The 23,261-nt window shown below is 72.6% G+C and carries 25 protein-coding genes and 4 tRNA genes; 6 read left to right on the top strand and 23 right to left on the bottom strand.

What is annotated here, in order from left to right:
• Positions 1-31: 31 nt before the first annotated feature.
• The 9 genes from rnc to ACZ4W5_RS10405 form a co-directional block, all read right to left on the bottom strand.
• On the bottom strand, positions 32-820 hold the full coding sequence (rnc, locus tag ACZ4W5_RS10445) for a ribonuclease III (protein ID WP_360233106.1): 789 nt from the start codon (positions 818-820) through the stop codon (positions 32-34).
• A 20-nt stretch (positions 821-840) separates the two neighbouring features.
• Positions 841-1,014 (bottom strand): 50S ribosomal protein L32, encoded by a 174-nt coding sequence (rpmF, locus tag ACZ4W5_RS10440; RefSeq protein ID WP_030056747.1) that lies wholly within the window; start codon positions 1,012-1,014, stop codon positions 841-843.
• A 2-nt stretch (positions 1,015-1,016) separates the two neighbouring features.
• Entirely contained in the window at positions 1,017-1,661 is a 645-nt protein-coding gene (locus ACZ4W5_RS10435) for a YceD family protein (protein ID WP_465653856.1), read from the bottom strand.
• A gap of 161 nt (positions 1,662-1,822) precedes the next feature.
• Entirely contained in the window at positions 1,823-3,055 is a 1,233-nt protein-coding gene (locus ACZ4W5_RS10430; RefSeq protein ID WP_465653855.1) for a cell division initiation protein, read from the bottom strand.
• Positions 3,056-3,250: 195 nt separating this feature from the next.
• Positions 3,251-3,742 (bottom strand): pantetheine-phosphate adenylyltransferase, encoded by a 492-nt coding sequence (gene coaD, locus ACZ4W5_RS10425; protein WP_360233097.1) that lies wholly within the window; start codon positions 3,740-3,742, stop codon positions 3,251-3,253.
• A 49-nt stretch (positions 3,743-3,791) separates the two neighbouring features.
• A complete protein-coding gene (rsmD, locus tag ACZ4W5_RS10420) occupies positions 3,792-4,376 on the bottom strand; it encodes a 16S rRNA (guanine(966)-N(2))-methyltransferase RsmD (protein ID WP_465653854.1) in 585 nt (194 codons plus the stop codon).
• Between the two features lie 133 nt (positions 4,377-4,509).
• On the bottom strand, positions 4,510-5,043 hold the full coding sequence (locus ACZ4W5_RS10415; RefSeq protein ID WP_350508249.1) for a hypothetical protein: 534 nt from the start codon (positions 5,041-5,043) through the stop codon (positions 4,510-4,512).
• A 120-nt stretch (positions 5,044-5,163) separates the two neighbouring features.
• Positions 5,164-7,395, bottom strand: a complete 2,232-nt coding sequence (recG, locus tag ACZ4W5_RS10410; RefSeq protein ID WP_465653853.1) for an ATP-dependent DNA helicase RecG — start codon at positions 7,393-7,395, stop codon at positions 5,164-5,166.
• A gap of 62 nt (positions 7,396-7,457) precedes the next feature.
• Complete coding sequence (locus ACZ4W5_RS10405; RefSeq protein WP_360233088.1) at positions 7,458-9,089, bottom strand: DAK2 domain-containing protein; 1,632 nt, start codon at positions 9,087-9,089, stop codon at positions 7,458-7,460.
• Between the two features lie 281 nt (positions 9,090-9,370).
• On the opposite strand from ACZ4W5_RS10405, the gene rpmB reads away from it, so the two are divergent.
• Positions 9,371-9,556, top strand: coding sequence for a 50S ribosomal protein L28 (gene rpmB / locus ACZ4W5_RS10400; RefSeq protein ID WP_014138233.1), 186 nt, complete (start codon positions 9,371-9,373; stop codon positions 9,554-9,556).
• 173 nt (positions 9,557-9,729) lie between these two features.
• Here the strand turns inward: rpmB and thiD are convergent, their stop codons facing one another.
• The 3 genes from thiD to ACZ4W5_RS10385 all read right to left on the bottom strand — a co-directional run bounded on the left by thiD (position 9,730) and on the right by ACZ4W5_RS10385 (position 12,724).
• Positions 9,730-10,527: a bifunctional hydroxymethylpyrimidine kinase/phosphomethylpyrimidine kinase gene (gene thiD, locus ACZ4W5_RS10395; RefSeq protein WP_465653852.1), complete on the bottom strand. Its 798-nt coding sequence runs from the start codon at positions 10,525-10,527 to the stop codon at positions 9,730-9,732.
• 38 nt (positions 10,528-10,565) lie between these two features.
• A complete protein-coding gene (locus ACZ4W5_RS10390) occupies positions 10,566-11,591 on the bottom strand; it encodes a 6-phosphofructokinase (protein WP_465653851.1) in 1,026 nt (341 codons plus the stop codon).
• 167 nt (positions 11,592-11,758) lie between these two features.
• Positions 11,759-12,724 (bottom strand): thiamine-phosphate kinase, encoded by a 966-nt coding sequence (locus ACZ4W5_RS10385; RefSeq protein WP_360233079.1) that lies wholly within the window; start codon positions 12,722-12,724, stop codon positions 11,759-11,761.
• 226 nt (positions 12,725-12,950) lie between these two features.
• Between ACZ4W5_RS10385 and ACZ4W5_RS10380 the strand changes: the two genes are divergently transcribed.
• Both ACZ4W5_RS10380 and ACZ4W5_RS10375 read left to right on the top strand, forming a co-directional pair.
• On the top strand, positions 12,951-13,184 hold the full coding sequence (locus ACZ4W5_RS10380; protein WP_360233076.1) for an Lrp/AsnC family transcriptional regulator: 234 nt from the start codon (positions 12,951-12,953) through the stop codon (positions 13,182-13,184).
• Between the two features lie 19 nt (positions 13,185-13,203).
• Complete coding sequence (locus ACZ4W5_RS10375) at positions 13,204-13,725, top strand: DUF3515 domain-containing protein (RefSeq protein ID WP_360233073.1); 522 nt, start codon at positions 13,204-13,206, stop codon at positions 13,723-13,725.
• Between the two features lie 60 nt (positions 13,726-13,785).
• Here ACZ4W5_RS10375 and ACZ4W5_RS10370 read toward each other — a convergent pair whose 3' ends face one another.
• From ACZ4W5_RS10370 to ACZ4W5_RS10360, 3 genes are all read right to left on the bottom strand, one after another.
• Entirely contained in the window at positions 13,786-14,931 is a 1,146-nt protein-coding gene (locus ACZ4W5_RS10370) for a D-alanine--D-alanine ligase family protein (protein WP_360233070.1), read from the bottom strand.
• Positions 14,932-15,029: 98 nt separating this feature from the next.
• A complete protein-coding gene (locus ACZ4W5_RS10365) occupies positions 15,030-16,013 on the bottom strand; it encodes an NAD(P)H-dependent glycerol-3-phosphate dehydrogenase (protein ID WP_465653891.1) in 984 nt (327 codons plus the stop codon).
• A gap of 14 nt (positions 16,014-16,027) precedes the next feature.
• On the bottom strand, positions 16,028-16,861 hold the full coding sequence (locus tag ACZ4W5_RS10360) for a lysophospholipid acyltransferase family protein (RefSeq protein WP_360233067.1): 834 nt from the start codon (positions 16,859-16,861) through the stop codon (positions 16,028-16,030).
• Positions 16,862-17,091: 230 nt separating this feature from the next.
• Between ACZ4W5_RS10360 and cofC the strand changes: the two genes are divergently transcribed.
• Entirely contained in the window at positions 17,092-17,775 is a 684-nt protein-coding gene (gene cofC, locus ACZ4W5_RS10355) for a 2-phospho-L-lactate guanylyltransferase (protein ID WP_360233064.1), read from the top strand.
• A gap of 38 nt (positions 17,776-17,813) precedes the next feature.
• Positions 17,814-18,038 carry a hypothetical protein gene (locus ACZ4W5_RS10350; RefSeq protein WP_360233061.1) on the top strand — a complete coding sequence of 75 codons (225 nt, stop codon included), beginning with the start codon at positions 17,814-17,816 and terminating at the stop codon, positions 18,036-18,038.
• Positions 18,039-18,260: 222 nt separating this feature from the next.
• On the opposite strand, the gene ACZ4W5_RS10345 is transcribed toward ACZ4W5_RS10350, so the two are convergent.
• The 4 genes from ACZ4W5_RS10345 to leuC form a co-directional block, all read right to left on the bottom strand.
• The gene (locus ACZ4W5_RS10345; protein WP_465653850.1) at positions 18,261-18,995 is read right to left on the bottom strand and encodes an HU family DNA-binding protein; all 735 of its coding nucleotides are present in this window, start codon (positions 18,993-18,995) and stop codon (positions 18,261-18,263) included.
• A gap of 133 nt (positions 18,996-19,128) precedes the next feature.
• Positions 19,129-19,479, bottom strand: coding sequence for an SCO5555 family protein (locus ACZ4W5_RS10340; RefSeq protein WP_380591584.1), 351 nt, complete (start codon positions 19,477-19,479; stop codon positions 19,129-19,131).
• A 182-nt stretch (positions 19,480-19,661) separates the two neighbouring features.
• On the bottom strand, positions 19,662-20,258 hold the full coding sequence (gene leuD / locus ACZ4W5_RS10335; RefSeq protein ID WP_360233055.1) for a 3-isopropylmalate dehydratase small subunit: 597 nt from the start codon (positions 20,256-20,258) through the stop codon (positions 19,662-19,664).
• A 3-nt stretch (positions 20,259-20,261) separates the two neighbouring features.
• Positions 20,262-21,692, bottom strand: a complete 1,431-nt coding sequence (leuC, locus tag ACZ4W5_RS10330; protein WP_360233052.1) for a 3-isopropylmalate dehydratase large subunit — start codon at positions 21,690-21,692, stop codon at positions 20,262-20,264.
• A 233-nt stretch (positions 21,693-21,925) separates the two neighbouring features.
• Here leuC and ACZ4W5_RS10325 point away from each other — a divergent pair, with 233 nt between their 5' ends.
• Positions 21,926-22,639, top strand: a complete 714-nt coding sequence (locus ACZ4W5_RS10325; protein ID WP_030246527.1) for an IclR family transcriptional regulator — start codon at positions 21,926-21,928, stop codon at positions 22,637-22,639.
• Positions 22,640-22,848: 209 nt separating this feature from the next.
• Here ACZ4W5_RS10325 and ACZ4W5_RS10320 read toward each other — a convergent pair.
• The 4 genes from ACZ4W5_RS10320 to ACZ4W5_RS10305 form a co-directional block, all read right to left on the bottom strand.
• Positions 22,849-22,923: transfer RNA gene (locus ACZ4W5_RS10320), tRNA-Gln, on the bottom strand.
• A 65-nt stretch (positions 22,924-22,988) separates the two neighbouring features.
• Positions 22,989-23,061, bottom strand: a tRNA-Glu gene (locus tag ACZ4W5_RS10315).
• Positions 23,062-23,087: 26 nt separating this feature from the next.
• Positions 23,088-23,160 (bottom strand) — tRNA-Glu (locus ACZ4W5_RS10310).
• Positions 23,161-23,186: 26 nt separating this feature from the next.
• Positions 23,187-23,259: transfer RNA gene (locus tag ACZ4W5_RS10305), tRNA-Glu, on the bottom strand.
• Positions 23,260-23,261: the final 2 nt, after the last annotated feature.

Here is a 23,261-nt window from a genome sequence, read left to right as displayed (position 1 = left end):
CGATCCGGCAGGAGGAAAGGCTACTCGGCGATCAGGCCCCGGCGGGAAGCCGGTCGGCGTACTTCTCCTTGATCGCGCGCCAGGCGCTCTCGGCGGCCTTCTGCTCGGCTTCCTTCTTCGAGCGGCCGACGCCGCTGCCGAAGTCCTCGCCGGCCACCCGGGCCGCCGCGGTGAAGGTCTTCTCGTGGTCCGGACCGGACTCCATGACCACGTACTCGGGCACGCCGATGCCCACCGAGGCAGTGAGCTCCTGGAGGCTGGTCTTCCAGTCCAGTCCGGCACCCAGCTGAGAGGACTCCTCGATCAGCGGGTCGAAGAGGCGGTGGACGAACTCGGTCGCCGCCTCCAGACCGCGGTCCAGGTAGACGGCCCCGATCACGGCCTCGACGGTGTCGGCGAGGATCGACGACTTGTCGCGGCCGCCGGTCCCCTCCTCGCCCTTGCCGAGGCGGATGAAGGTGCCGAGTTCCAGGCCCCGGCCGACGTCCGCGAGCGCGCGGGAGTTGACCACCGCGGCGCGCAGCTTGGCGAGCGTGCCCTCCGGGACGTCCGGGTGGACGCGGTAGAGGGTGTCCGTCACCACCAGGCCCAGCACCGAGTCGCCGAGGAACTCCAGGCGCTCGTTGGTGGGCAGACCCCCGTTCTCGTACGCATACGAGCGGTGGGTCAGGGCACGTACCAGAAGGGCGCGCTCGAGCGTGTACCCGAGGCGCCCTTCCAGGACGTCGTATTCGGTCGAAGCCGGCCCACCGGCCTTGCCGCTGCCCGAAGAACCCTTCGAGGCAGAGGACGCCTTGCGGGTGGAGTTACCGTCCGACATCGATCCGTGCACCCCGCCGATCAGACCGAGAGGACCTGGCGGCGGTTGTACGTGCCGCAGCTGGGGCACGCGATGTGGCCGAGCTTCGGCTCGTGGCAGCGGTCGCACGCCACGAGGGCCGGAACGACGGCCTTCCAGTTGGAACGGCGGTGGCGCGTGTTGCTGCGCGACATCTTCCGCTTCGGAACAGCCACGGCTACTTCTCCTGGTTCTCGGCGGCACCCTCACGGGTGTCGCTGTTCTTGATCCCGTCACCCTCGTCGCCGGGGGCGGCGGAGAGTCCCTGCAGAGCCGCCCACCGGGGGTCGGCGGCCTCGTGGTGGTGCGCCGGGTCGTCGCTCAGGCGCGCTCCGCACTCGGAGCACAGGCCCAGGCAGTCTTCCTGGCACACCGGCTGCAGCGGCAGTGCGAGCACCACCGCGTCACGCAGCACCGGCTGGAGGTCGAACAGGTCGCCCTCCAGGCGGTAAGTCTCTTCTTCCGAGTCCTCGTCGAGGTCCTCGGTCCCGGTGGTCCGGGCGCGGTGACGCTCGTCGGACTCCGGGTAGTAGTACAGCTCCTGGAAGTCCACGTCGATGTCGAAGTCGACAGGCTCCAGGCACCGGACGCACTCGCCCTCGACGTGGGCGTCGGCGGTGCCGGTGACCAGCACGCCCTCGACCACGGACTCCAGGCGGAGCTCCAGCTCGATCGGGCTCTTCTCCGGAACGCCGATCACGTCGATGATCCCGAGGCCCTCGGGGGCCTCCAGGGTCCGGCTCACCTTGCGCATCGAGCCCGGGCGACGGCCGAGCTCGTGCGTGTCGAACACGAGGGGGTCGCGGTGGTCGAGGCGGTTCAAGGTGTCCTGACTTCCATAGGGATCAACGCCGTGCTCCCCATCACGCGCCGGCGTTGCGAGGGCAAGCCGACAGCCGGACATGGGGATGCCGGAGTGGTCAGACTACCGGAGTCTCCCGTCAGGCCCAACTTCGGTCCCGTCGGGAGGCTCCGGGCGGCTGCTCAGCGGCCGCCGAGCTCCCTCAGCCTGGTCATGTCGATCATGCTGGTGTCGAAGAAGCTGGTCTCGTCCAGGTTCTGCTGCTGCTGGTGCGGCACGGCCGGGGGCAGCGCGGGCTGCTGCGGGTAGGCGTAGCCGTCGTACGGCTGGGCCGAGTAGCCGTCCTGCTGCTGCGGATAGCCGTAGGCGTCCTGCTGCTGGCCCTGGTGCTGGCCCTGGTGCTGCTGGCCCTCGTAGTGGGGCTGCTGCTGCGGGTAGCCGCCCTGCTGGTGGCCCCACTGGGTGTTGTACGGGTCGCCCTGGCCGGCCGGGTCGAAGCCGCCCCCGTACACCTCGGCGTACTGCCCGGTCTGGTGCTGGCCGGTCTGGTGCTGCTGCTGGTGCTGGTCGCCCTGGTGCTGGGCGACCGCCGCGTACTGGTCGGCGCCGGGGGCCTGCCAGCCCGCCGCGGCCGGGGTCTGTTCCGGCCAGGTCTGCTGCTGGGGGACGTCCTCGCGGTACCAGGCGAGGTCGGCGCCGTCGGCGTCCGCGGCGAAGCCGGCGGCCACCGCCTCGGCGCGCTCCTTGGCCTGCTGGGCCTCGTCGGCGGCGGCCAGGTAGGCACCCAGGTCGTCGATCGGCTTCTTGCCGAGCAGCTTGTCCCGGCCCTTGCCGACGGCCTCCAGGGTCGCGCTGAGCACGTTCTCCAGCGTGGCGAGCTTCACGTCGACGTACTCGTCGACCTCGGGGCTCGGGGTGTGCCGCTGCGGCTGGAACTCCTCGCCGTCACTCTCGGCCTCGGCCTCGAAGCCGGCCTCGCCGCGCAGCTTGGTCCGGCCGCGGCCGACCGCGCCGAGCGTCTTGGTCAGCACGACCTCGAAGTTGGCGAGCTTGCTGTCCACGTAGTCGTCGGCCTCGGCGCGCTGGGCCTCGACCTCGGCGCGGGCCTCGGCCAGGATCCGGTCGGCCTCGGCCTGGGCCCGGCGGACCACCTCGGTGTCGGAGATCAGCGAACCGCGCTCGGAGTGCGCGCCCTGGATGATCCGGTCCGCCTCGGCCTGGGCCTCGGCCACCACCTGCTCGTGGTCGGCCATCACCGACTGGGCCTGGGCGAGTTCGGCGGGCATGGCCGCCTTGAGGTCGTTGAGCAGGCCGATCAGCTCGGCCCGGTTCACCACGCAGGAGGCCGACATCGGCATCGAGCGGGCGTTCTCGACCGCCGCCACGATCTCGTCGACCTTTTTCTGCACGTCCACGGGGCTTCGTCTTTCCGTGTGCCGCCGACGGTCCGGCGGAGGCAGGCCCGGCGCGGTGCACCTCACCGCAGGGCAGGACTACAGACTGTACGGCCCCCGCGCGGCGAGCTCACAACGCCTGCGCCGAACCGGCCTCCACCGTCCCGGACAAGTCATGACGAACCGGCAGAAAAGGACCCGGCCCGCCCTCCGGCCCTACTGCTCGGCCTTACGCTCCGCGATCCGCTCCACCAGCCGGCGGTGCACCGTCTCCGGCAGCAGGTGCGAGACGTCGCCGCCGTACGAGGCGACCTCCTTGACCAGCGTCGAGGAGAGGAAGCTGTACGTCGGCGAGGTCGGCAGGAAGAGCGTCTCCACGCCGGTCAGGCCGTGGTTCATCTGGGCCATCTGCAGCTCGTAGTCGAAGTCGCTGACCGCCCGCAGGCCCTTGATGATCGCCGGGATGCCGCGATCCCGGCAGTAGTCCACCAGCAGGCCGTGGTGCGACTCGACCACCACGTTCCCGAACGGGACGGTGACCTCCTCGATCAGGCCGATCCGCTCCTCGACGGTGAACATGCCCTGCTTGTTGCGGTTGATCAGGACCGCGACATGCACCACGTCGTACAGCTTGGAGGCCCGCTCGATGATCTCCAGATGGCCCTTGTGGATCGGGTCGAACGAACCGGGGCAGACGGCTCGGCGCATGGCGTGTGTGCTCCCTCGTGGGGTGACGGCTGCTGCGGGCCGCGGCCCGCTACTCCTGCTCGCTGGCCTCGGCGGCGGCGCGACCGTACCAGAGCGTGCCCTCGCCGTAGCGGCGGGAGCGCAGCACCTCGAAGCCCTCGGGCCAGCCGAACTCGCCGCCACGGGTGCTGCGCTCCACGGTGACGAGTGCGTCCTCCGCGAGCCAGCCCCCAGCCGACAGTGTGATCAGCATCTCGCGCACCTCGTCGTCCGTCACCACGTACGGCGGGTCGAGGAACACCAGGTCGTACCGGGTCTGCGGGGGCGGCCCGGCGATCACCTTCTCGGCCCTGGCCGCCCGGACCTCCGCGCCCGGCAGGCCGATCGTGCGGACGTTCTCCCGGATCACCCGGGCCGCCTGGGCGTCCGCCTCGACCAGCAGGACGTGCTCGGCGCCGCGCGAGAGCGCCTCCAGGCCGACCGCGCCCGATCCGCCGAACAGGTCCAGCATCCGAGCCCCGTGCAGGGTGCCGCGGAACGCCTCCAGGGTGGAGAACATCGCCTCGCGGGCCTTGTCGGAGGTCGGGCGGGTGCCCCGGCCGGGCGGTACGGCCAGCCGGCGGCCGCCGGCCGCCCCGGCGATCACGCGGGTCATGGTGGTGGAAGGTCCTTTCGTCGCTGCCCGACCACGCTATCCCGCCCCGGCGGCGAGCGGACAAGCGCCGGTGGGCGGGCGCGTCACGGCCGGGGCCCCGCCGACGGGTCGGCGGGGCCCCGGAGCGCACTCGCTAGCTCGCCTCGGAGCCCGCCCCCTGGCTCGGGACCGCCGCGCCGAGCAGCGCCGGCGAGGCGTAGCGGGACCAGGACAGGCAGCCGTCGGGCGGGCAGAACTCGGGGCGGCGCGGGTCGTGCCCGAGCTCGCGCAGCTTGGTCCGGACGGAGTCGGGCGTGCGGCCGAAGCGGGCGGCGATCCGGGCGACGGTCTCGCCGTCGTGGAAGCGCCGGACCAGCTCCTCCTCGTGCTGCGGCACCCACGGGGCGCCGTGCCCCGGGTACAGCTCGCGCAGCACGTCGCGGTCGGGGATGGGTTCGGCGACATCGGCGACGATCGCCAGCGCCCGCAGCGCGCGGTTGAGCGCGATCCGCAGCGAGGCGACGTCCTCGACCGGCAGGCGGAGCTTGCCCGAGGCGAGCGGCGCGGCGGCCGCCCCCTCGCGCCAGCCGGTCAGGGTGAGGGTGACCTCGCGGTCGTCGTCGCTGGCGAGTTCGATCCGGAAGACCTTGTCGCCCAGCGGGAGCTCGTTGAGATGACGGAATGCCATGGCAGGACCCCCAAGTGTCGTGCCAGGAACGCACCTTGGGGGTGCGCCCTGAACAACTACATTCTCTCCCGGGGGTCTGACAGTCCGGCGGTGCCGGAACCCGCTCAGCCCTTCTCCCGCTCAGCCCTTCTCCATGTAGGCCGCGCGGTCCTCGTCGAGCAGGCTCTCCAGGGCGGTGCGCAGGTCCGGGTGGGCGGCCAGCTCCGGGTCCTCGGCGACCAGCCGGGTGGCCTCGGTCCGGGCGGTCAGGATGACCTCCTCGTCCTCCAGCACCGACAGCACCTTGAGCGAGGACTTCACCCCGGACTGGGCCTGGCCCAACACATCGCCCTCGCGGCGCTGTTCGAGGTCGATCCGGGAGAGCTCGAAGCCGTCCAGGGTGCCGGCCACCGCGTCCAGCCGGGCCCGGGCCGCACTGCCGCCGGGCATCTCGCTGACCAGCAGGCACAGGCCCGCCGCGCTGCCCCGGCCGACCCGGCCGCGCAGCTGGTGGAGCTGGGAGACGCCGAAGCGGTCGGCGTCCATGATGACCATCACCGTGGAGTTGGGGACGTTGACGCCGACCTCGATGACCGTGGTGGCGACCAGCACGTCCACCTCCCCGGCGGCGAACCGGCGCATCACGTCGTCCTTGGCGTCGGGGGCGAGCCGGCCGTGCAGGATCTCCACCCGCAGTCCGGCCAGCGGGCCCTGCACCAGCTTCTCGGCGGTCTCCACCACCGAGAGCGGGGGCCGCCGTTCGTCGCTCCCGGCACCGGCGTCGGCGTCGCCGACCTCCTCGAAGTCCTCCTCGGCCGCCTTGCGCCTCTTCCTGGTGGCCTTCGGGTCGGCGGCCGGCTCCTCGTCACCGATCCGGGGGCAGACCACGTACGCCTGGTGGCCCTTGCCGACCTCCTCGCGGACCCGCTCCCAGGCCCGGGTGAGGAAGTTGGGCTTCTCCAGCGCGGGGACGACATGGGTGGAGATCGGCGAACGGCCGGCCGGGAGCTGGTCCAGGACGGAGGTCTCCAAGTCCCCGAAGACGGTCATCGCGACGGTGCGCGGGATCGGGGTCGCGGTCATCACCAGCAGGTGCGGCGGCTGCCGGCCCTTGGCGCGCAGCGCGTCCCGCTGCTCGACGCCGAAGCGGTGCTGCTCGTCCACCACGACCAGGCCGAGGTCCTGGAACTCGACCTTGTCCTCGATCAGCGCATGGGTGCCGATGACGAGCCCGGCGTCCCCGCAGACCATGTCCAGCAGCGCCTGGCGGCGGGCGGCGGTGCCCATCGAGCCGGTCAGCAGCACCACCCGGGTGGCGTGCTCGGAGCCGCCGAGCATCCCGCCCTCGGCGAGGTCGCCCATCATCTCGACGATCGAGCGGTGGTGCTGCTGGGCCAGCACCTCGGTGGGCGCGAGCAGCACGGCCTGGCCGCCGGCGTCCACCACGGTGAGCATGGCCCGCAGCGCCACCAAGGTCTTGCCGGAGCCGACCTCGCCCTGGAGCAGCCGGTGCATCGGGTGCTCGGTGGCCAGGTCGGCGGCGATCTCGGCGGACACCTTCCGCTGGCCCTCGGTGAGGGTGAACGGCAGCCGGGCGTCGAAGGCGTCCAGCAGGCCGCCGGCCCGGGGCGCCCGGGGCTTGGCCGGCAGCGCGGAGTCGGCGGCCCGTCGCTGGGCGAGGGCGACCTGGAGGACGAAGGCCTCGTCCCAGCGCAGCCGGCTCTGGGCGCGCTCGCGGTCGGCCTGGCTGCGCGGGCGGTGGATCAGCTCCAGCGCCTCGGGCAGCGGGATCAGGTCGTGGCGCTCGCGCAGTTCGGCGGGCAGCGGTTCGCCGACGTCACCGAGGTGCTTGGTGAGCGCGGTCTCGATGCAGATGGACAGCTTCCAACTCGGCATCTGGGCGCTGGCGCCGTACACCGGGATGAGCCGGCCGGCGAACTGCTTCGCCGCGTCGGAGCCCGCCTCCTCGTCCAGCAGCTGGTAGTCGGGCGAGACCAGCTGACGGCTGCGGTTGAAGACCCCGACCTTGCCCGCGAACAGGCCCTGGGCGCCGGCCTTGAGCTCCTTCTGCCGCCAGCCCTGGTTGAAGAAGACCAGCGAGAGCCGGCTGCGGCCGTCGGTGACGACCACCTCCAGCCGGTCGCCCTTACGGCCGCGGAACGGGATCAGGGTGACCTTCTCGATCCGGGCCAGCACGGTGACGTGCTCGTCGACCTCCAGCTCGTCCAGGCTGGTGAGCTGGCCGCGCTCGACGTAGCGGCGGGGATAGTGGTGCAGCAGGTCCCCGACCGTGCGCAGCTTGAGACTGTCGGCGAGCACCTTCGCGGTGCGGTCGCCGACGAGCTTGGTCAGTGGTTCATCGAGAGCGCCCATCAGGCCCTTGTTTACACCAAGGCACCGACGAACCGGGCAACCGACGAACCGCCGTAGGGGCGCTACTCCACCCCGATGAGCAACGGTGTGAACTCCTGGCCGCCGTGGAAGACCACCGAGTCCACCTCCGGCCGCTGCTGGCGGACGTGCGCCACCAGCCGGTCGGCGAGCGCCCGGTCGGCGCCCTCGCCGAGGATCAGGGTGACGAGTTCGCCGCCCGCGCCGAGCATCCGGTCGAGCACGCTCTCGCCGACCTCGGCCAGTCCGGCGCCGATCACCGCGACGTCCCCGTCGATCAGGCCGAGCACGTCGCCGGCCTGGCAGACCCCGGCCATGGTCCAGGACTCCCCCTCGGCGACGGCGAGTTCGGCGTACCGGGTGGCCCCGGCGGCGGAGGTCATGGCGACCACGTCCTCGTCGAAGCGGCGCCCGCCCTCGTGCACGGCGAGCGCGGCCAGGCCCTGCACCGGCGAGCGGGTGGGCAGGACGGCGATCCGCACGCCCTCCTCGCGCAGCTGGTCGGCGGCGGCCCCGGCGGCGGCCCGCAGTTCGGGGTCGTTGAGCAGCAGCACCACCTCGCGGGCGGCCGAGCCGCGGACGGCGTCGGCGAGTTCGGCGCTGGCCGGGCGGCGGTCCGGGTCGGCGTGCAGGACGACGGCGCCGGCCTGCTCGCACAGTTCGGCCAGCCCGTCGCCGGACACCACCGAGAGCACCGCCCGGGTCCGTTCCTCGCGCTCGCCGCGTTCGGCCGCGGTGCCGGCCCGGGCGGCGGCCTCGGCGAAGTGGGTGATCCGGATCTGGTGCGGGCGCCCGGCCTCGACCCCGGCCTCGACGGCGGCCCCCGCGTCGTCCACGTGGACGTGCACGTTCCACAGGCCGTCGCCGCCGCCGATCACCAGCGAGTCGCCGAGCCCGCCGAGCCGCTCGCGCAGCGCGGGCAGCGCCTCGTCCTCGGCGTCCAGCAGGTAGATGACCTCGAAGGCGGGGTGCCCGGGGCCCGGCGGCCGGACGTGCGCCGGGCAGCTCTCCACCGCCCGGACGTCCCCGCGCAGCGCGACCGGCCCCATCGGCTGCTGCCCGGCGACGGCGTCGGCGAGCGCGCCGAGGACGGCCACCAGGCCGCGCCCGCCGGCGTCCACCACCCCGTTCTCGGCCAGCACGGCGAGCTGCTCGGGGGTGTGCCGCAGGGCGTCCCGGGCGGCCCGGTAGGCGGTGTCGGCGACCTGGGCGAGCCCGTCCCCGGCCCGCACCGCCTCGCGGGCGGCGACCCGGGCGACGGTGAGCAGGGTGCCCTCGACGGGCTCCGCGACGGCCTGGTAGGCGGAGTCGGCGGCGCGCAGCAGGGCGGCCCGCAGCTGTTCGGCGCCGCCGCCCTCGGCCAGTATCTCGGCGGTGCCGCGCAGCCACTGGGCGAGGATCACCCCGGAGTTGCCGCGGGCACCGATCAGCGCGCCGCGGGCCATCGCGCGGACGGCGTCGGCCAGCCCGGGCGCCGGCCCGGCCGCGGGGTCGGCGAAGCGGCTCTCCACCTCGGCGGCGGCGGACTCGACGGTCAGGTAGAGGTTGGTGCCGGTGTCGCCGTCCGGGACGGGGTACACGTTGAGCGCGTCGATCTCCTCGCGGGCCTGCCCGAGCGCCCGCAGGGCGAGCTGGCACCAGGTGCGCACGGCCGGGGCATCGAGCGTGTGCAGCACCAGGTCTCCTCCGGGACGGGACGCCGGACCGGCCCGGGGGCCGCGGCGAGGGGTGATACCGGCAGGTTATCGGGGCTCGGGGAGGGCCGCCGGAGCCCCCGACCGAAGCGATCACCCGGCCGGTCATGGTAGTTTCGTGGGACGGAAGCAAGCGTTGTATGCTCTTCCGGTTGCCTGGAACCGTCCAGGCTCACCCCCTTGTCCGGTCCGGTTCACGCGAGTGTTCTGGTGGGTGAGTGGGTTTTCGAAAGTATCTGATCTGAAGTCTTGGAGTGACTCCTGTGGCTGCCAACTGCGACGTCTGCGGCAAGGGGCCGGGCTTCGGCAACAGCATCTCCCACTCTCACCGCCGCACCCCCCGTCGTTGGAACCCCAACATCCAGACGGTGCGCGCTGTGATTGGGCGTACGCCGAAGCGGCTCAACGTCTGCACCTCGTGCATCAAGGCCGGTAAGGTCTCGCGCTGACGCGCAGACCGGCATGCCGGTCCTCCAGTGAGTCGGTTCATCCCCGGATGGACCGGCTTCGCTGTTTCCGGGACCGGTCAGGCTTTCCGGACGCACACGTGACGGGCGGACCCCCTCGGGGGTCCGCCCGTCGCCGCGTTCCGGCCGTCGCCGCGTTCGGCCAGGGCCGCGACTCAGCGCCAGCGCCAGGCGTGGTCGACCGGGCCGATCCCGGCGCCCAGGGCGAAGCCCCCGGCGATCGCGCCGGTGACGTACTCCTTGGCCGAGCCCACCGCCTCGGGCACCGACTCCCCCTTGGCCAGGCCGGCCGCGATCGCGCTGGCCAGGGTGCAGCCGGTGCCGTGGGTGTGCCGGTTGTCGTAGCGCGGCGCGCGGTACCAGTGCACCTCGCCGGGCCCGCCGTACAGCAGGTCGGCCGCCTCGCCGGCCAGGTGGCCGCCCTTGACCAGCACCCAGCGCGGCCCGAGGTCCAGCAGCGCCTCGGCGGCGGCCAGCATCTGCGACTCGTCCTCGACGGTCCGGCCGGTGAGCTGGGTCACCTCGTGCAGGTTGGGGGTGACCACGGTGGCGACCGGCAGCAGCCGCTCGCGGACGGTGGCGACCGCCTCGGCGGCCAGCAGCGCGTCCCCGTGCTTGGAGACGCCGACCGGGTCGACCACCACCGGGGCGGCCACCCCGGCCAGCAGCTCCGAGACGGTCTCGACCAGTTCGATCGAGGCGAGCATGCCGGTCTTCACCGCCTGCACCCCGATGTCGTCCACCACGCTGCGGAACTGCGCCCGGACGGCTTCGGCGGGCAGTTCCCAGTAGCCCTGGACGCCGAGCGAGTTCTGCGCGGTGACGGCGGTGATCACGCTCATGCCGTGGACGCCGAGGGCGAGCATCGCCTTGAGGTCGGCCTGGATGCCGGCGCCGCCGCCGGAGTCGGAACCGGCGACGGTGAGGACGCGGGGAGGTGCGGTCGAATCCATGGACCCCAACCTACCCGCGCGCCTTCGGGGCACCGCGGTCAGAGCACCGCCTCCGACTCCACCCAGCGCTCCTCCGGCACCGTCTTCAACCTGGTCACCGCGTCGCCGATCGGCAGCAGCTCGATGTCGGTCCGGCGCAGCGCGGTGAAGTGCCCGAACGCACCCCGGTGGACGGCCTCCACCGCGTGCCAGCCGAAGCGGGTGGCGAGCACCCGGTCCCGGGCGGTCGGGGTGCCGCCGCGCTGGGTGTGGCCCAGGATGACCGGGCGGGCCTCCTTGCCGAGCAGGTTCTCCAGCTCGTGGGCGAGCCGGTTGCCGATCCCGCCGAAGGTCCGGTGGCCGTACTGGTCGACCTCGCCGTGGTCGAAGCGCATGGTGCCTGGCGTCGGGGCGGCGCCCTCGGCGACGGCGATGATGGCGAACTTCTTGCCGCGGGCGAAGCGGTCCTCGACCATCCGGGCCACCGCCTCGATGTCGAAGGGCTTCTCCGGGATGAGGATGCCGTGGGCGCCGCCGGCCATGCCCGCGGTGAGGGTGATCCAGCCGGTGTGCCGGCCCATCAACTCCACCACCATGACGCGCTGGTGGGACTCCGCGGTGGTCTTGAGCCGGTCGATCGCCTCGGTCGCCACGTGCACCGCGGTGTCGAAGCCGAAGGTGACGTCGGTGGCGGCGATGTCGTTGTCGATGGTCTTGGGCACCCCGACCACCGGCAGTCCGGCCTCGCTGAACAGCTTGGCGGCGGTCAGCGTCCCCTCGCCGCCGATCGCGATCAGTGCGTCGATGCCGATGTCCCGGGCCAGCGTCTTGGCGTTCTCCACCGCCCAGGCGATCCGCTCGCGCTGCACCCGGGCCGAGCCCAGGATGGTGCCGCCGAGGGTGAGCAGACCGGTGACGTCGTCGTGCGAGACCGGCCGGGTACGGCCCTCGATCAGGCCGAGGAAGCCGTCCTGGATGCCCACGATCTCGTCGCCGTGCACGTCCGTGCCCCGGTGCACCACCGAGCGGATCACCGCGTTGAGGCCGGGGCAGTCGCCGCCGCTGGTCAGGACACCGATGCGCATGTGTGGTGTGCTCCCGCTCGCCGTGGTTCGGCCCGGCCGCAGCCGACGGCGGGCGGGCTCGGATGGCGCAAGCCTACGCAAGACGCCTGCTCGAAGCCCGTCCGCCGCACGCCCGGAGCGTCACGCGCCGTACCGGCGTCCACGCCCCGTCGGCCGTACTCCGTACCTCACTCGGCGAAGTGGTCCCAGCCGCCGACCCGGTCCCAGGGCGCGCCGTCGACCGTCACCCGGCCGCTGCGCGAGCCCCGCGGGCGGCCGGTCACCTCGCCCACCACCCGCCAGCGGGACGGGAGTTGGACCCCGCGCGGGAAGGTCGCCACGATCGCGTGGTCCTCGCCGCCGGACAGCACCCAGACCAGCGGGTCCACCCCGACCGCCTGGCCGATGTCGGCCATCTGCGCCGGGACGTCGAAGTCGGCGGCCCTGAGGTCGATGTCCACCTCGCTGGCCCGGGCCACGTGGCCGAGGTCGGCGACCAGCCCGTCGCTCACGTCGATCATCGAGGTGGCGCCCAACTCGGCGGCGGCCGGGCCCGCGTGGTACGGCGGCTCGGGGCGGCGGTGCGCCTCGACGAAGGCGCGCGGGGAACGGAAGCCGCGTTGCAGCACCGTCAGTCCGGCCGCGGACCAGCCCAGCCAGCCGCACACCGCGATCACGTCGCCGACCTGGGCGCCGGAGCGCGTCACCGCCGCGCGCCCCTGGAGGTCGCCGAGCGCCGTGATCGCCAGCGTGACGGTGTCGCCGCGCACCACGTCGCCGCCGACCACCGTCGCCCCGGCGACCTGGCACTCGTCGCGCAGCCCGTCCATCAGCTCGGTGGCCCAGGTGGTCGGCAGGTCGGCGGGGGCGACCAGCCCGAGCAGTATCGCGGTCGGCACCGCGCCCATCGCGGCCACGTCGGCGAGGTTCTGGGCGGCGGCCTTGCGGCCCACGTCGTAGGCGGTGGACCAGTCCCGGCGGAAGTGCCGGTTCTCGATCAGGACGTCCGTGGTCGCCACCACCCGGCCGTCCGGGGCCTTCACCACCGCGGCGTCGTCCCCGGGGCCGAGGTCGACCGCGTCGGTGAGCGGTACCCGGGCGGTCAGCTCCCTGATGAGACCGAACTCGCCGAGCTCGCCCACGGTCCCCTGCATCTGCGTCCTCTCGCCTTTCCTCCCCGGACGGCACCGCCGTCCGGGATGCCGTCCCCGTCGCTCCCCCGCGCGCAGCGTACGCCCTCCGGGGGCACCGAAGTCTCCCCTCCCCGGCCCGCTGCGCGGTAGCGTGGTGATCAGCCTGCCGGTGCGCCCGCACCCACCCCTGCACCAGCCCGGGCGATCCCGGCGGCGATCCCCCCAACCGGCCGCCGGGAGGTCACCCGTGGTACAGGCATACATCCTGATCCAGACCGAAGTAGGAAAGGCCACCGCGGTGGCCGAGACCATCGCCAGGATCCCCGGTGTGCTCACCGCCGAGGACGTCACCGGTCCGTACGACGTCATCGTCAAGGCCGAGGCCGAGACGGTCGACGACCTGGGCCGCATGGTGGTCGCCAAGGTCCAGAAGGTGGAGGGCATCACCCGCACCCTCACCTGTCCGGTGGTGCACCTCTGAGCCCGGCTACCATCGGCGGGTGGCCAGAGAACTCCGCATCCCCAGGGCGCTGACCGCGCTTCCCGCACCGGTCCGCTGGCTGGCCGCGCCCGTCGCGCTGACCTGCACCGTGGTGGTGCTCATCGGCAGTTGGAGTTCGGCCGACGACCCCGCGGTGGAGGTCCCGCGGCCGAGCGGGAAGGCCGCGGACTACTGCCGGGCGCTGGGCGCCGCGCTGCCCCCGGATTTGCTCGGCCGGACCCGCCGGGACCCGTCCCCGGCCTCCCCGTACGTGGCGGCCTGGGGCGACTCGCCCCGGGTGGTGCTGCGGTGCGGTGTCGACCGGCCGGACGAGCTGGACGGCGAGCACGCCAAGGACTGGTCGCCGACCGTCGACGACGTCACCTGGTGGTCGCAGCGGCTCGCCGACGGCGGCTACCGCTTCGTGACGACCATGCGGGCCGCCTACGTCGAGGTGACCGTCCCGGCCGGAGCCGCGCAGAACCCCTTCGACCCGGCGGCCGCCCTGACCCCCGCGGTGAAGGCCAACGTCCCGGGCTGAGCCCGCACACAGGGGCGGGCCGGGAGCTCCCGGCCCGCCCCTGTCACGCGTACGAGCCCGCTAGCGCAGCCCGGTCGAGCGGCGCAGCGCGGTCTGCAGCAGCCGGTCGATCAGCTCCGCGTAGGAGACCCCGCTGGCCTCCCACATCTTCGGGTAGGCGGAGATCGGGGTGAAGCCCGGCATGGTGTTGATCTCGTTGATCATCCAGCTGCCGTCCTCCAGCAGGAAGAAGTCGACCCGGGCCAGCCCCTCGCAGCCGAAGGCCTCGAACGCGGCCACCGCCTGGCGCTGGATCTCCGCGACCTCCTCGGCGGTCAGCTCGGCCGGGATCCGCACCTCGGAGGAGTCGATGTACTTGGCCTCGAAGTCGTAGAAGTCGAAGCCCTCGCCGACCAGCACCTCGGCCGGGACGCTGGCCCGCGGGCCGTCCTCGAACTCCAGCACCCCGCACTCGATCTCGCGGCCGGAGACCCCGGCCTCGATGATCAGCTTGGGGTCGTGCCGGCGGGCCTCCTCGATCGCGGCGTCGAGTTCGGCGAGGTCCCGGACCTTGGTGATGCCGATGCTGGAGCCGGCCCGGCAGGGCTTCACGAACACCGGCAGGCCCAGCTCGGCGACCCGCTCGCGCACCGCGGCGCGGCCCTGCTCGGTCTCCCAGTCGCGCGGCCGCACGATCGTGTAGTGGCCGACGCCCAGGCCGTGCGAGGCCAGGATCCGCTTGGCGAACTCCTTGTCCATGCCGGCCGCGCTGGCCAGCACGCCGTTGCCGACGTACGGGACGCCGGAGAGCTCCAGCAGACCCTGGAGGGTGCCGTCCTCGCCCCACGGACCGTGCAGCAGCGGGAACACCACGTCGACCTGGCCGAGGGCCTTGGGGGCGCTCCCCGGCTCGCTCAGCAGCACCTCCCGGCTGCCCGGCGAGACCGGCAGCGCGACCTGCCCGTCGACGGCCTCGGCGACGTGGGCCACGTCCGGCAGCCGGCCGTCGGTGATGGCCATCCGGGACGGCTCGTCGCTGGTCAGCGCCCAGCGGCCCTCGTGGGTGATGCCGATCGGCAGCACGTCGTACTTGTCACGGTCGATCGCCCGGAGGACGCTGCCCGCGGTGGAGACCGAGATGGCGTGCTCGGAGCTGCGCCCGCCGAAGACCAGCGCGACGCGCGGCTTGGGGGCGGACGGGTCCGGGGTGGTCTGTTCGATGCTCATATCGGGTTTGAGACTACCGTGCGGGGTGTTTCCGGGAAGTCAACGCCGGTCCGGAGAGTCCGCGCCCGGCACCGGGTGCACGGCCGACGGGCCGGGCCTCAGCGCCGCTCGGCCTTGGCCGAGCGGGACATCAGCGCCTGCAGCGCCTCCTGGGTGGGCCGCCCGTTGTGCACCACGTCCACCACGGCCTCGACGATCGGCATGTCGACCCCGTTGCGCCGGGCCAGGTCCAGCACCGACTCGCAGGACTTGACGCCCTCCGCGGTCTGCCGGGTGGCCGCGATGGTCTCGGCCAGCGACATGCCCCGGCCCAGGTTCATCCCGAAGGTGTTGTTGCGCGACAGCGGCGAGGAGCAGGTGGCGACCAGGTCGCCCATCCCGGCCAACCCCGCGAAGGTGTGCGGGTCGGCGCCCAGCACCTCGCCGAGCCGGGTGGTCTCGGCCAGTCCGCGGGTGATCAGGGTGGCCTTGGTGTTGTCGCCGAGCCCCATGCCGGCCGCCATGCCGACGGCCAGGCCGATCACGTTCTTGACCGCGCCGCCGAGCTCGCAGCCGATCACGTCGGTGTTGGTGTACGGCCGGAAGTACGGCGTGTGGCAGGCCGCCTGGAGCCGCTTGGCGACCGCCTCGTCGGCGCAGGCGACCACGCTGGCGGCGGGCTGCCGGTTGGCGATCTCCTTGGCCAGGTTGGGCCCGCTGACCACCGCGACCCGCTCCGGGCCGACCTTGGTGACCTCGTCGATCACCTCGCTCATCCGCTTCGCGGTGCCGAGTTCGATGCCCTTCATCAGGCTGACCAGCACGGTCTGCGGCTCGATCAGCGGCGCCCAGGCGGCCAGGTTGTCGCGCAGCGTCTGGGAGGGCACCACCAGCACCGCGAAGTCGGCGCCGGCCAGCGCCTCGGCGGCGTCGGTGGTGGCCCGGACGGTGTCGGGCAGCCGGACGCCCGGCAGGTAGTCCGGGTTCTCGTGGGTGGTGTTGACGGCGTCCACCAGCTCCTGGCGGCGGGCCCACAGCACGACCTCGCAGCCCGCGTCGGCCAGCACCATCGCGAACGCGGTGCCCCAGGAGCCCGTCCCCATCACGGCGCAGCGGGTCACCGGCCCGTCCCCTCATCGTCGTTGCCGATCCTGCTGCCCTTGGCACGGCGGCGTTCGGCCACCGCGGCGGCGGCCCGCTCGCGGGCGGCCCTGCGCATGTCGTAGCGCTCGGCCGGCGGCTCCTGGCCGCGGATCCCGGCCAGCACCTCGGTGATCGCCGCCATGATGTCCTCGGTGGCGTCGTTGAGCACCTGGGCGGTGAGCTCCATGCCCTGGTACTTGCTCAGGTCCACCGCGGGCCCGGCGGCCACGGTCACCCGGTGCCGCGGGAACAGGTTGAACTTGCCCTTGCCGTAACCGGCCCGGCCGTACGGCGGGATGATCTCGTGGGCGCCCCAGTGCGCGACCGGGATCACCGGCGCACCGGTCATCAGCGCGACCCGGGCGACCCCGTTCTTCCCGGTCATCGGCCACAGGTCCGGGTCCCGGGTGAGCGTTCCCTCCGGGTAGAACTGCACGCACTGGCCGTTGTTGACGGCGTCGATCGCGGCCCGGAAGGCCTGCGCCGCGTCGGTGGACTCGCGGAACACCGGGATCTGGCCGGTCTTGCGCAGCATGAACCCGATGAAGGGGATCGAGAACAGCGAGGACTTGCCGAGGATCCGCGGCGGACGCCCGCTGTTGTACTGCCAGTGCGCGTAGATCACCGGGTCGATGATCGAGTTGTGGTTCACCGCGGCGATGAAGCCGCCCTTCCGGGGAACGTGCTCCCAGCCCCGCCAGTCGGGCTTCACCAGCGCGGTCGTCACCGGCTTCACCAGCACGGCCGCGAAGCGGTACCAGATGCCGTAGTCGGCGTTGCCGAACTTGGCGTACGAGCGGCGGGCCACCCCAGCTCCTTCTCATCCGATGCGGCACGTGGGGTGCCGCGGTCATAGCCTCCCGGTGCCGCGCACCGCTGCGACCGGGGCCCGGCGCACGGGCGCGGAACAGTGTCGCCCGCCTGCTCACCGGCTGTCGAGCGGCCGCGCCAACCCGCCGGGCGGGCGTGATCAAACGCACGTCCGCACAGCTCGGACGGCCTGGCGAGGGCTCCGGGACCGGCGTCACAATGACGCCGATGACCCAGGACACCGTACGCCCCAGCGGGCCCGTCGCGCCCGCCGCACCCGCCGCCGACTGGTCGCTGGTGCTACCGCTCAAGCCGCTCGCCCTCGCGAAGAGCCGACTGGCCCCGTACGCGGGCCCGCACCGGGCCGAGCTGGCCCTGTCCTTCGCTCTCGACACCGTCACCGCCGCGCTGGCCACCCCGGGCGTCTCGCGCGTCCTGGTGGTCACCCCGGACGCCACCGCCGGCGCGCGGTTGGCCGAGTTGGGCGCCCTGGTGGTCGCCGACGAGCCCGGCGGCGGCCTCAACCGGGCGCTGGCGCACGGCGCCTCGGCCGCCCGGGCGCTCGCCCCGCGGACCCCGCTGGCCGCCCTCTCGGCGGACCTGCCGGCCCTGCGCCCGGCCGAACTCGCCCGGGTGCTGGGCGCGGTGCCGTCGGACGGCCGGGCCTTCCTGCCGGACTCCCCCGGCCTGGGCACCACCCTGCTCGCCAGCGGCCCCGGCCGTCCGCTCGCCCCCGCGTTCGGGGACGGCTCGCGGGCCCGGCACGCGGCCGGCGGGGCGCTCGAACTGCGCCTGGCGGACGTGGAGTCGGTGCGCCGGGACGTCGACACCGGCGCCGACCTCGGCGAGGCCGCGACGCTCGGCCTCGGCCCGTACACCAGTGCGCTGTTCGCCCGTCTGGACCGCTCCTGACCAGCGGGCCGGTCGGAGCCGCTCGCTATGCTGCTGGCATGCAGGCCACCGCGTTCACCTTCGACCCCGCCACCCGAGCCGGCTCCGTGCTGCTCGACGACGGGACCCCGGTGCCGTTCGACGCGGCCGCCTTCGACGCCGGCGGCCTGCTGCTGCTGCGGCCCGGCCAGCGGGTGCGGATCCGCACCGAGGGCACGGGCGAGGCCCGCCGGGTGGTCTTCGTGACCCTGCAGACCTTCCCCGACCCGGCCGACGGCCGCTGACGGCGCCGTCCCTTCCTCCGCCCTCGCCGTTCCGGCCGTTCCCGCTGTTCCCGTTCTTCCCGCCGTTCCCGCGGATTTCCGCGCCCGGACGGCGGCCGCCGGTGAATCCTGACTAAGCGCCCGGAAATCGAAAGAGCCGCGGCCGCCCGGTCTCCGCAATTCGCGGAAGGGGGGGTGCCGCGGCTCTGTGCCGAAGGCCGTCCGAGGACAGTCGCGCGGGACTTACTTGGCCGAGGCCTTGCGCGCGGTGGTCTTGCGGGTGGCGGTCTTCTTCGCCGGCGCCGTCTTCTTGGCCGTGGCGGTCGCCTTCTTGGCGGTGGCCGTGGTCTTCTTGGCGGCAGCGGTGGTGGTCGCCTTCTTGGCGGCGGCCGTCTTCTTGGTCGCCGCGGCCTTGGTCGCAGCCGCCTTGGTGGCGGTGGCCGTGGTCTTCTTGGCGGCCGTGGTGGCCTTCTTGGTGGCGGTCGCCTTCTTCGCGGCGGTGGCCGTGGTCTTCTTGGCGGCAGCCGTGGTGGTCGCCTTCTTGGCGGCGGCCTTCTTGGCGGCCGGGGCGGCGGCCGCAGCGGTGGCGGCGCGCTTGGTGGCGGCACGCTTGGCGGCCGGGGTCGCGGCGACACCGGTCTTGCCCGGGGTGAGCGAGCCCTTGGGGGCCTTCTTCACCGAGGGGCCTTCCTTCGGCAGCTTCTTGCTGCCGCTGACCAGGTCCTTGAAGCCCTGACCCGGACGGAAGCGGGGCACCGAGGTCTTCTTGACCTTGACCCGCTCGCCGGTCTGCGGGTTGCGGGCGAAGCGCGCGGAGCGCTCCACCTTCTCGAAGGTGCCGAAACCGGTGACCGAAACCCGGTCACCGGCCACAACGGCACGGACCATGGTGTCGAGCACTGCGTCGACGGCCTCTGCGGCAGCCTTGCGACCGCCCAGCTGCTCGGCCACCGCTTCGACAAGCTGAGCCTTGTTCACGTCTTCCCCTTCGGAAACGGGCGCCGGATGATTCCATCCGTTCTTTTCGCACGTTAGGTATGTATCTGCGGACTTTCAATTACCAAACGCGCGAATCACCCTAGTGTCGCAATGGATTTGCGCGTCCGCGACCTCAGTCGAGGGGCGGGTGCCCCTCGTCGAGGTCATGTACAAAGCGACTCAACCGCCTTGCCGCCTCCGGAAGATCGCGCTTGGCGGTCTCCGTGACGATGAGCAGTTGACGGGTGAGAGCGGTCTTTGCATCGACAGACACGTTCAGCGCATGCACGCGGGCGTGAGCTTGCTTCAACCGCTCGGCCACAAGCGCGTAGAGCGCTGCGACTTCCTGGTCGTCCGGCGCCTCAGCTGGTGTTGCGGAGGTGACGTCCGGCCGATCGTCAATTCGGCGTTCGGATCCCCGGCCCGTGGACTCCTCGGACGCGGGTTCGCCGCCCGCGTACGGAGGTTCATGGTGCCGGTGCATGTACTGATTGTGCCATCTACCCGCAGTTGTACTTGCGCGGGGCCCTCTTCCGCAAAGCCGAATGGGCAATCCGGGGAGGCCCCGGTGCTAACTCGTGCTCCGGAACGGCGGATGGCCCGGCCCCCCCGAGGGGGAGCGCGGGCCATCCGGTGGATCGTCAGAATGCTTGTTCTGAGGGGAACTCAGGAGACCGGCAGAGTACGGGGCTTGAACGCCGGACGGGTCGCCTCGTAGGCGGCGATGTCGCCCTCGTTCTGCAGGGTGATGCTGATGTCGTCCAGGCCGTTGAGCAGCCGCCACCGGACGTTGTCGTCCAGTTCGAAGGGCGCGGTGATGCCTTCGGCCCGGACTTCCCGTGCTTCCAGATCAACGGTGATCTCGGCCGAAGGGTCACTCTCGGTGAGCGACCAGAGGCGTTCCACGGTCTCCTGCGGCAGCACGACGGTCAGCAGACCGTTCTTCAGCGAGTTGCCCCGGAAGATGTCGGCGAAGCGCGAGGAGATGACCGCGTGGAAGCCGTAGTTCTGCAGCGCCCAGACCGCGTGCTCCCGGGAGGAGCCGGTGCCGAACTCGGGGCCGGCCACCAGGACGGTGGCGCCCGCGCGCTCGGGCCGGTTGAGGACGAACGACTCGTCCTTGCGCCAGGCTTCGAACAGGCCGTCCTCGAAACCGGATCGGGTGACCTTCTTGAGCCAATGGGCCGGGATGATCTGGTCCGTGTCCACGTTGCTGCGGCGCAGCGGGACGGCCCGGCCGGTGTGGGTGGTGAACTTCTCCATGGCTCAGGCCTCCACGGCGACGTTGGCGGAGTTGACGGACAGGTCGGACGGGGCGGCCAGTCGGCCCAGGACGGCGGTCGCGGCGGCGACCTGGGGGGAGACCAGGTGGGTGCGGCCGCCCTTGCCCTGGCGGCCCTCGAAGTTGCGGTTCGAGGTGGAGGCGCAGCGCTCCCCGGGGGCGAGCTGGTCGGGGTTCATGCCCAGGCACATCGAGCAGCCGGCGTGCCGCCATTCGGCCCCGGCGGCGGTGAACACCTGGTCCAGGCCCTCCTCGACGGCCTGGAGCGCGACCCGGACGGAGCCGGGGACGACCAGCATCCGCACCCGGTCGGCGACCTTGCGGCCCTCCAGCACGGCGGCGGCGGCGCGCAGGTCCTCGATCCGGCCGTTGGTGCAGGAGCCGACGAAGACCGCGTCGACGGCGACCTCGCGCAGCGGGGTGCCCGCCTCCAGGCCCATGTACCTGAGGGCGTTCTCGGCGGCCACGCGCTCCTGCGGGTCCGCGAAGTCCTCGGGGTTCGGGACGTTCGAGCCGAGCGGAGCGCCCTGGCCGGGGTTGGTGCCCCAGGTGACGAAGGGGGTGAGCTCGCTCGCGTCGATGAACACCTCGTGGTCGAAGACGGCGTCCTCGTCGGTGGTCAGCGTCCGCCAGTACTCGACGGCGGCGTCCCAGTCCTCGCCCTGCGGGGCGTGCGGGCGGCCCTTGAGGTACTCGAAGGTGGTGTCGTCCGGGGCGATCATGCCGGCCCGGGCACCCGCCTCGATCGACATGTTGCAGACGGTCATCCGGGCCTCCATGGACAGGCTCCGGATCGCCGAGCCGCGGTACTCCAGGACGTAGCCCTGGCCGCCGCCGGTGCCGATCTTCGCGATCACGGCCAGGATCAGGTCCTTGGCCGTGACGCCCTCGGGCAGTTCGCCCTCGACGGTGACCGCCATGGTGCGGAACGGCGCCAGCGGCAGGGTCTGGGTGGCCAGCACGTGCTCGACCTGGCTGGTGCCGATGCCGAACGCCAGCGCGCCGAAGGCGCCGTGGGTGGAGGTGTGGGAGTCGCCGCAGACCACGGTGGTGCCGGGCTGGGTCAGGCCGAGCTGGGGGCCGACCACGTGCACCACGCCCTGCTCGACGTCGCCGAGCGAGTGGATCCGTACGCCGAACTCGGCCGCGTTGCGGCGCAGCGTCTCCAGCTGCACCCGGGAGACCGGGTCGGCGATCGGCTTGTCGATGTCCAGGGTCGGGGTGTTGTGGTCCTCGGTGGCGATCGTCAGATCGGTGCGGCGGACCTTGCGGCCGGCCAGCCGGAGCCCGTCGAAGGCCTGCGGGCTGGTCACCTCGTGGAGCAGGTGCAGGTCGATGAACAGGAGGTCGGGCTCGCCCTCCGCGCGCCGCACGACGTGGTCGTCCCAGACCTTCTCTGCGAGTGTCCGTCCCATCGGAGATTCCCTCCAGCCGGCCGCGTTGCCGGCCTTCTCGTGTCGTCGGGGTCATTGCGTGCGCCGTCCGTGCGGAGCGCGTTCGCGAGACCTGCACGCCGGATCGCTGTCCACGATGCGGACACTCTGTCGAGGCCCCATCCTGGATGTCTCCCGGGCTGCTGCATCCAGAGTGGCGCTTTTCCCGGAAGATTGAACTTGCGTCTCGCGGAATGAGACTGCAGTCTTAGGGCATGGACAACACTAGCGGCGTCGGCGTTCTCGACAAGGCCGCTCTGGTGCTCAGCGCACTGGAGTCGGGCCCCGCCACGTTGGCGGGGCTGGTCGCCGCCACCGGTCTGGCGCGCCCCACGGCCCACAGACTCGCCGTCGCACTCGAACACCACCGTCTGGTCACCAGGGACATGCAGGGGCGTTTCATCCTCGGCCCCCGTCTCTCCGAACTCTCCGCCGCGGCGGGCGAGGACCGGCTGCTCGCCACCGCGGGCCCGGTCCTAACCCACCTGCGCGACGTCACCGGCGAGAGCGCACAGCTCTACCGCCGGCAGGGCGAGATGCGGATCTGCGTAGCCGCCGCCGAGCGGCTCTCCGGCCTGCGGGACACCGTCCCGGTCGGCAGCACCCTGCCGATGAAGGCCGGCTCGGCCGCCCAGGTCCTGCTGGCCTGGGAGGAGCCCGAGCGGCTCCACCGCGGCCTCCAGGGCGCCCGCTTCACCGCCACCGCGCTGAGCGGCGTCCGGCGGCGCGGCTGGGCCCAGTCGATCGGCGAGCGGGAGCCGGGCGTCGCGTCCGTCTCCGCCCCCGTGCGCGGCCCCTCCAACCGGGTGGTGGCCGCCGTCTCCGTCTCCGGCCCGATCGAGCGCCTGACCCGCCACCCGGGCCGGCTGCACGCCCAGGCCATCATCGAGGCCGCGAACCGGCTCACCGAGGCGCTGCGGCGCAGCTGAGCCGGCGGAGTCCCCCACCCACCCCGTCGACTCCCCCGTACCCCGTTCCCCCACCCCCCCACCGAATGCGAAAGGGCCCCGCTCGGATCGAGCGGGGCCCTTCGCGTGCCTGCGCGGCGGAAACACCCGGGCGCGACGGAAAGCCGTGGAAAGCGGTGGAAGCGGTGGAAAAGCGAAAAGACCCCGCGGGGCGGGGTCTTCCATATTTCTGGCTGGGGTACCAGGACTCGAACCTAGACTAAATGAACCAGAATCACTCGTGCTGCCAATTACACCATACCCCAACGCAAAGCAAGGGCCGATGGGCATGTCCTCGGAAGAACACAGCCACCGGCTTCGTGCTTTGAAGTACCCCCGACCGGATTCGAACCGGCGCTACTGCCGTGAGAGGGCAGCGTGCTAGGCCGCTACACAACGGGGGCATCCTGGCGATCCCTTGCGGGATCAGTACCCCCGACCGGATTCGAACCGGCGCTACTGCCGTGAGAGGGCAGCGTGCTAGGCCGCTACACAACGGGGGCTTCCAGGCGATCCCTTGCGGGATCAGTACCCCCGACCGGATTCGAACCGGCGCTACTGCCGTGAGAGGGCAGCGTGCTAGGCCGCTACACAACGGGGGCTT

This window comes from Kitasatospora sp. NPDC029367 (genome assembly GCF_055569135.1).
The sequence above is the reverse complement of the archived record's forward strand: the minus strand, read 5'-3'. Positions and strand labels throughout refer to the sequence as shown.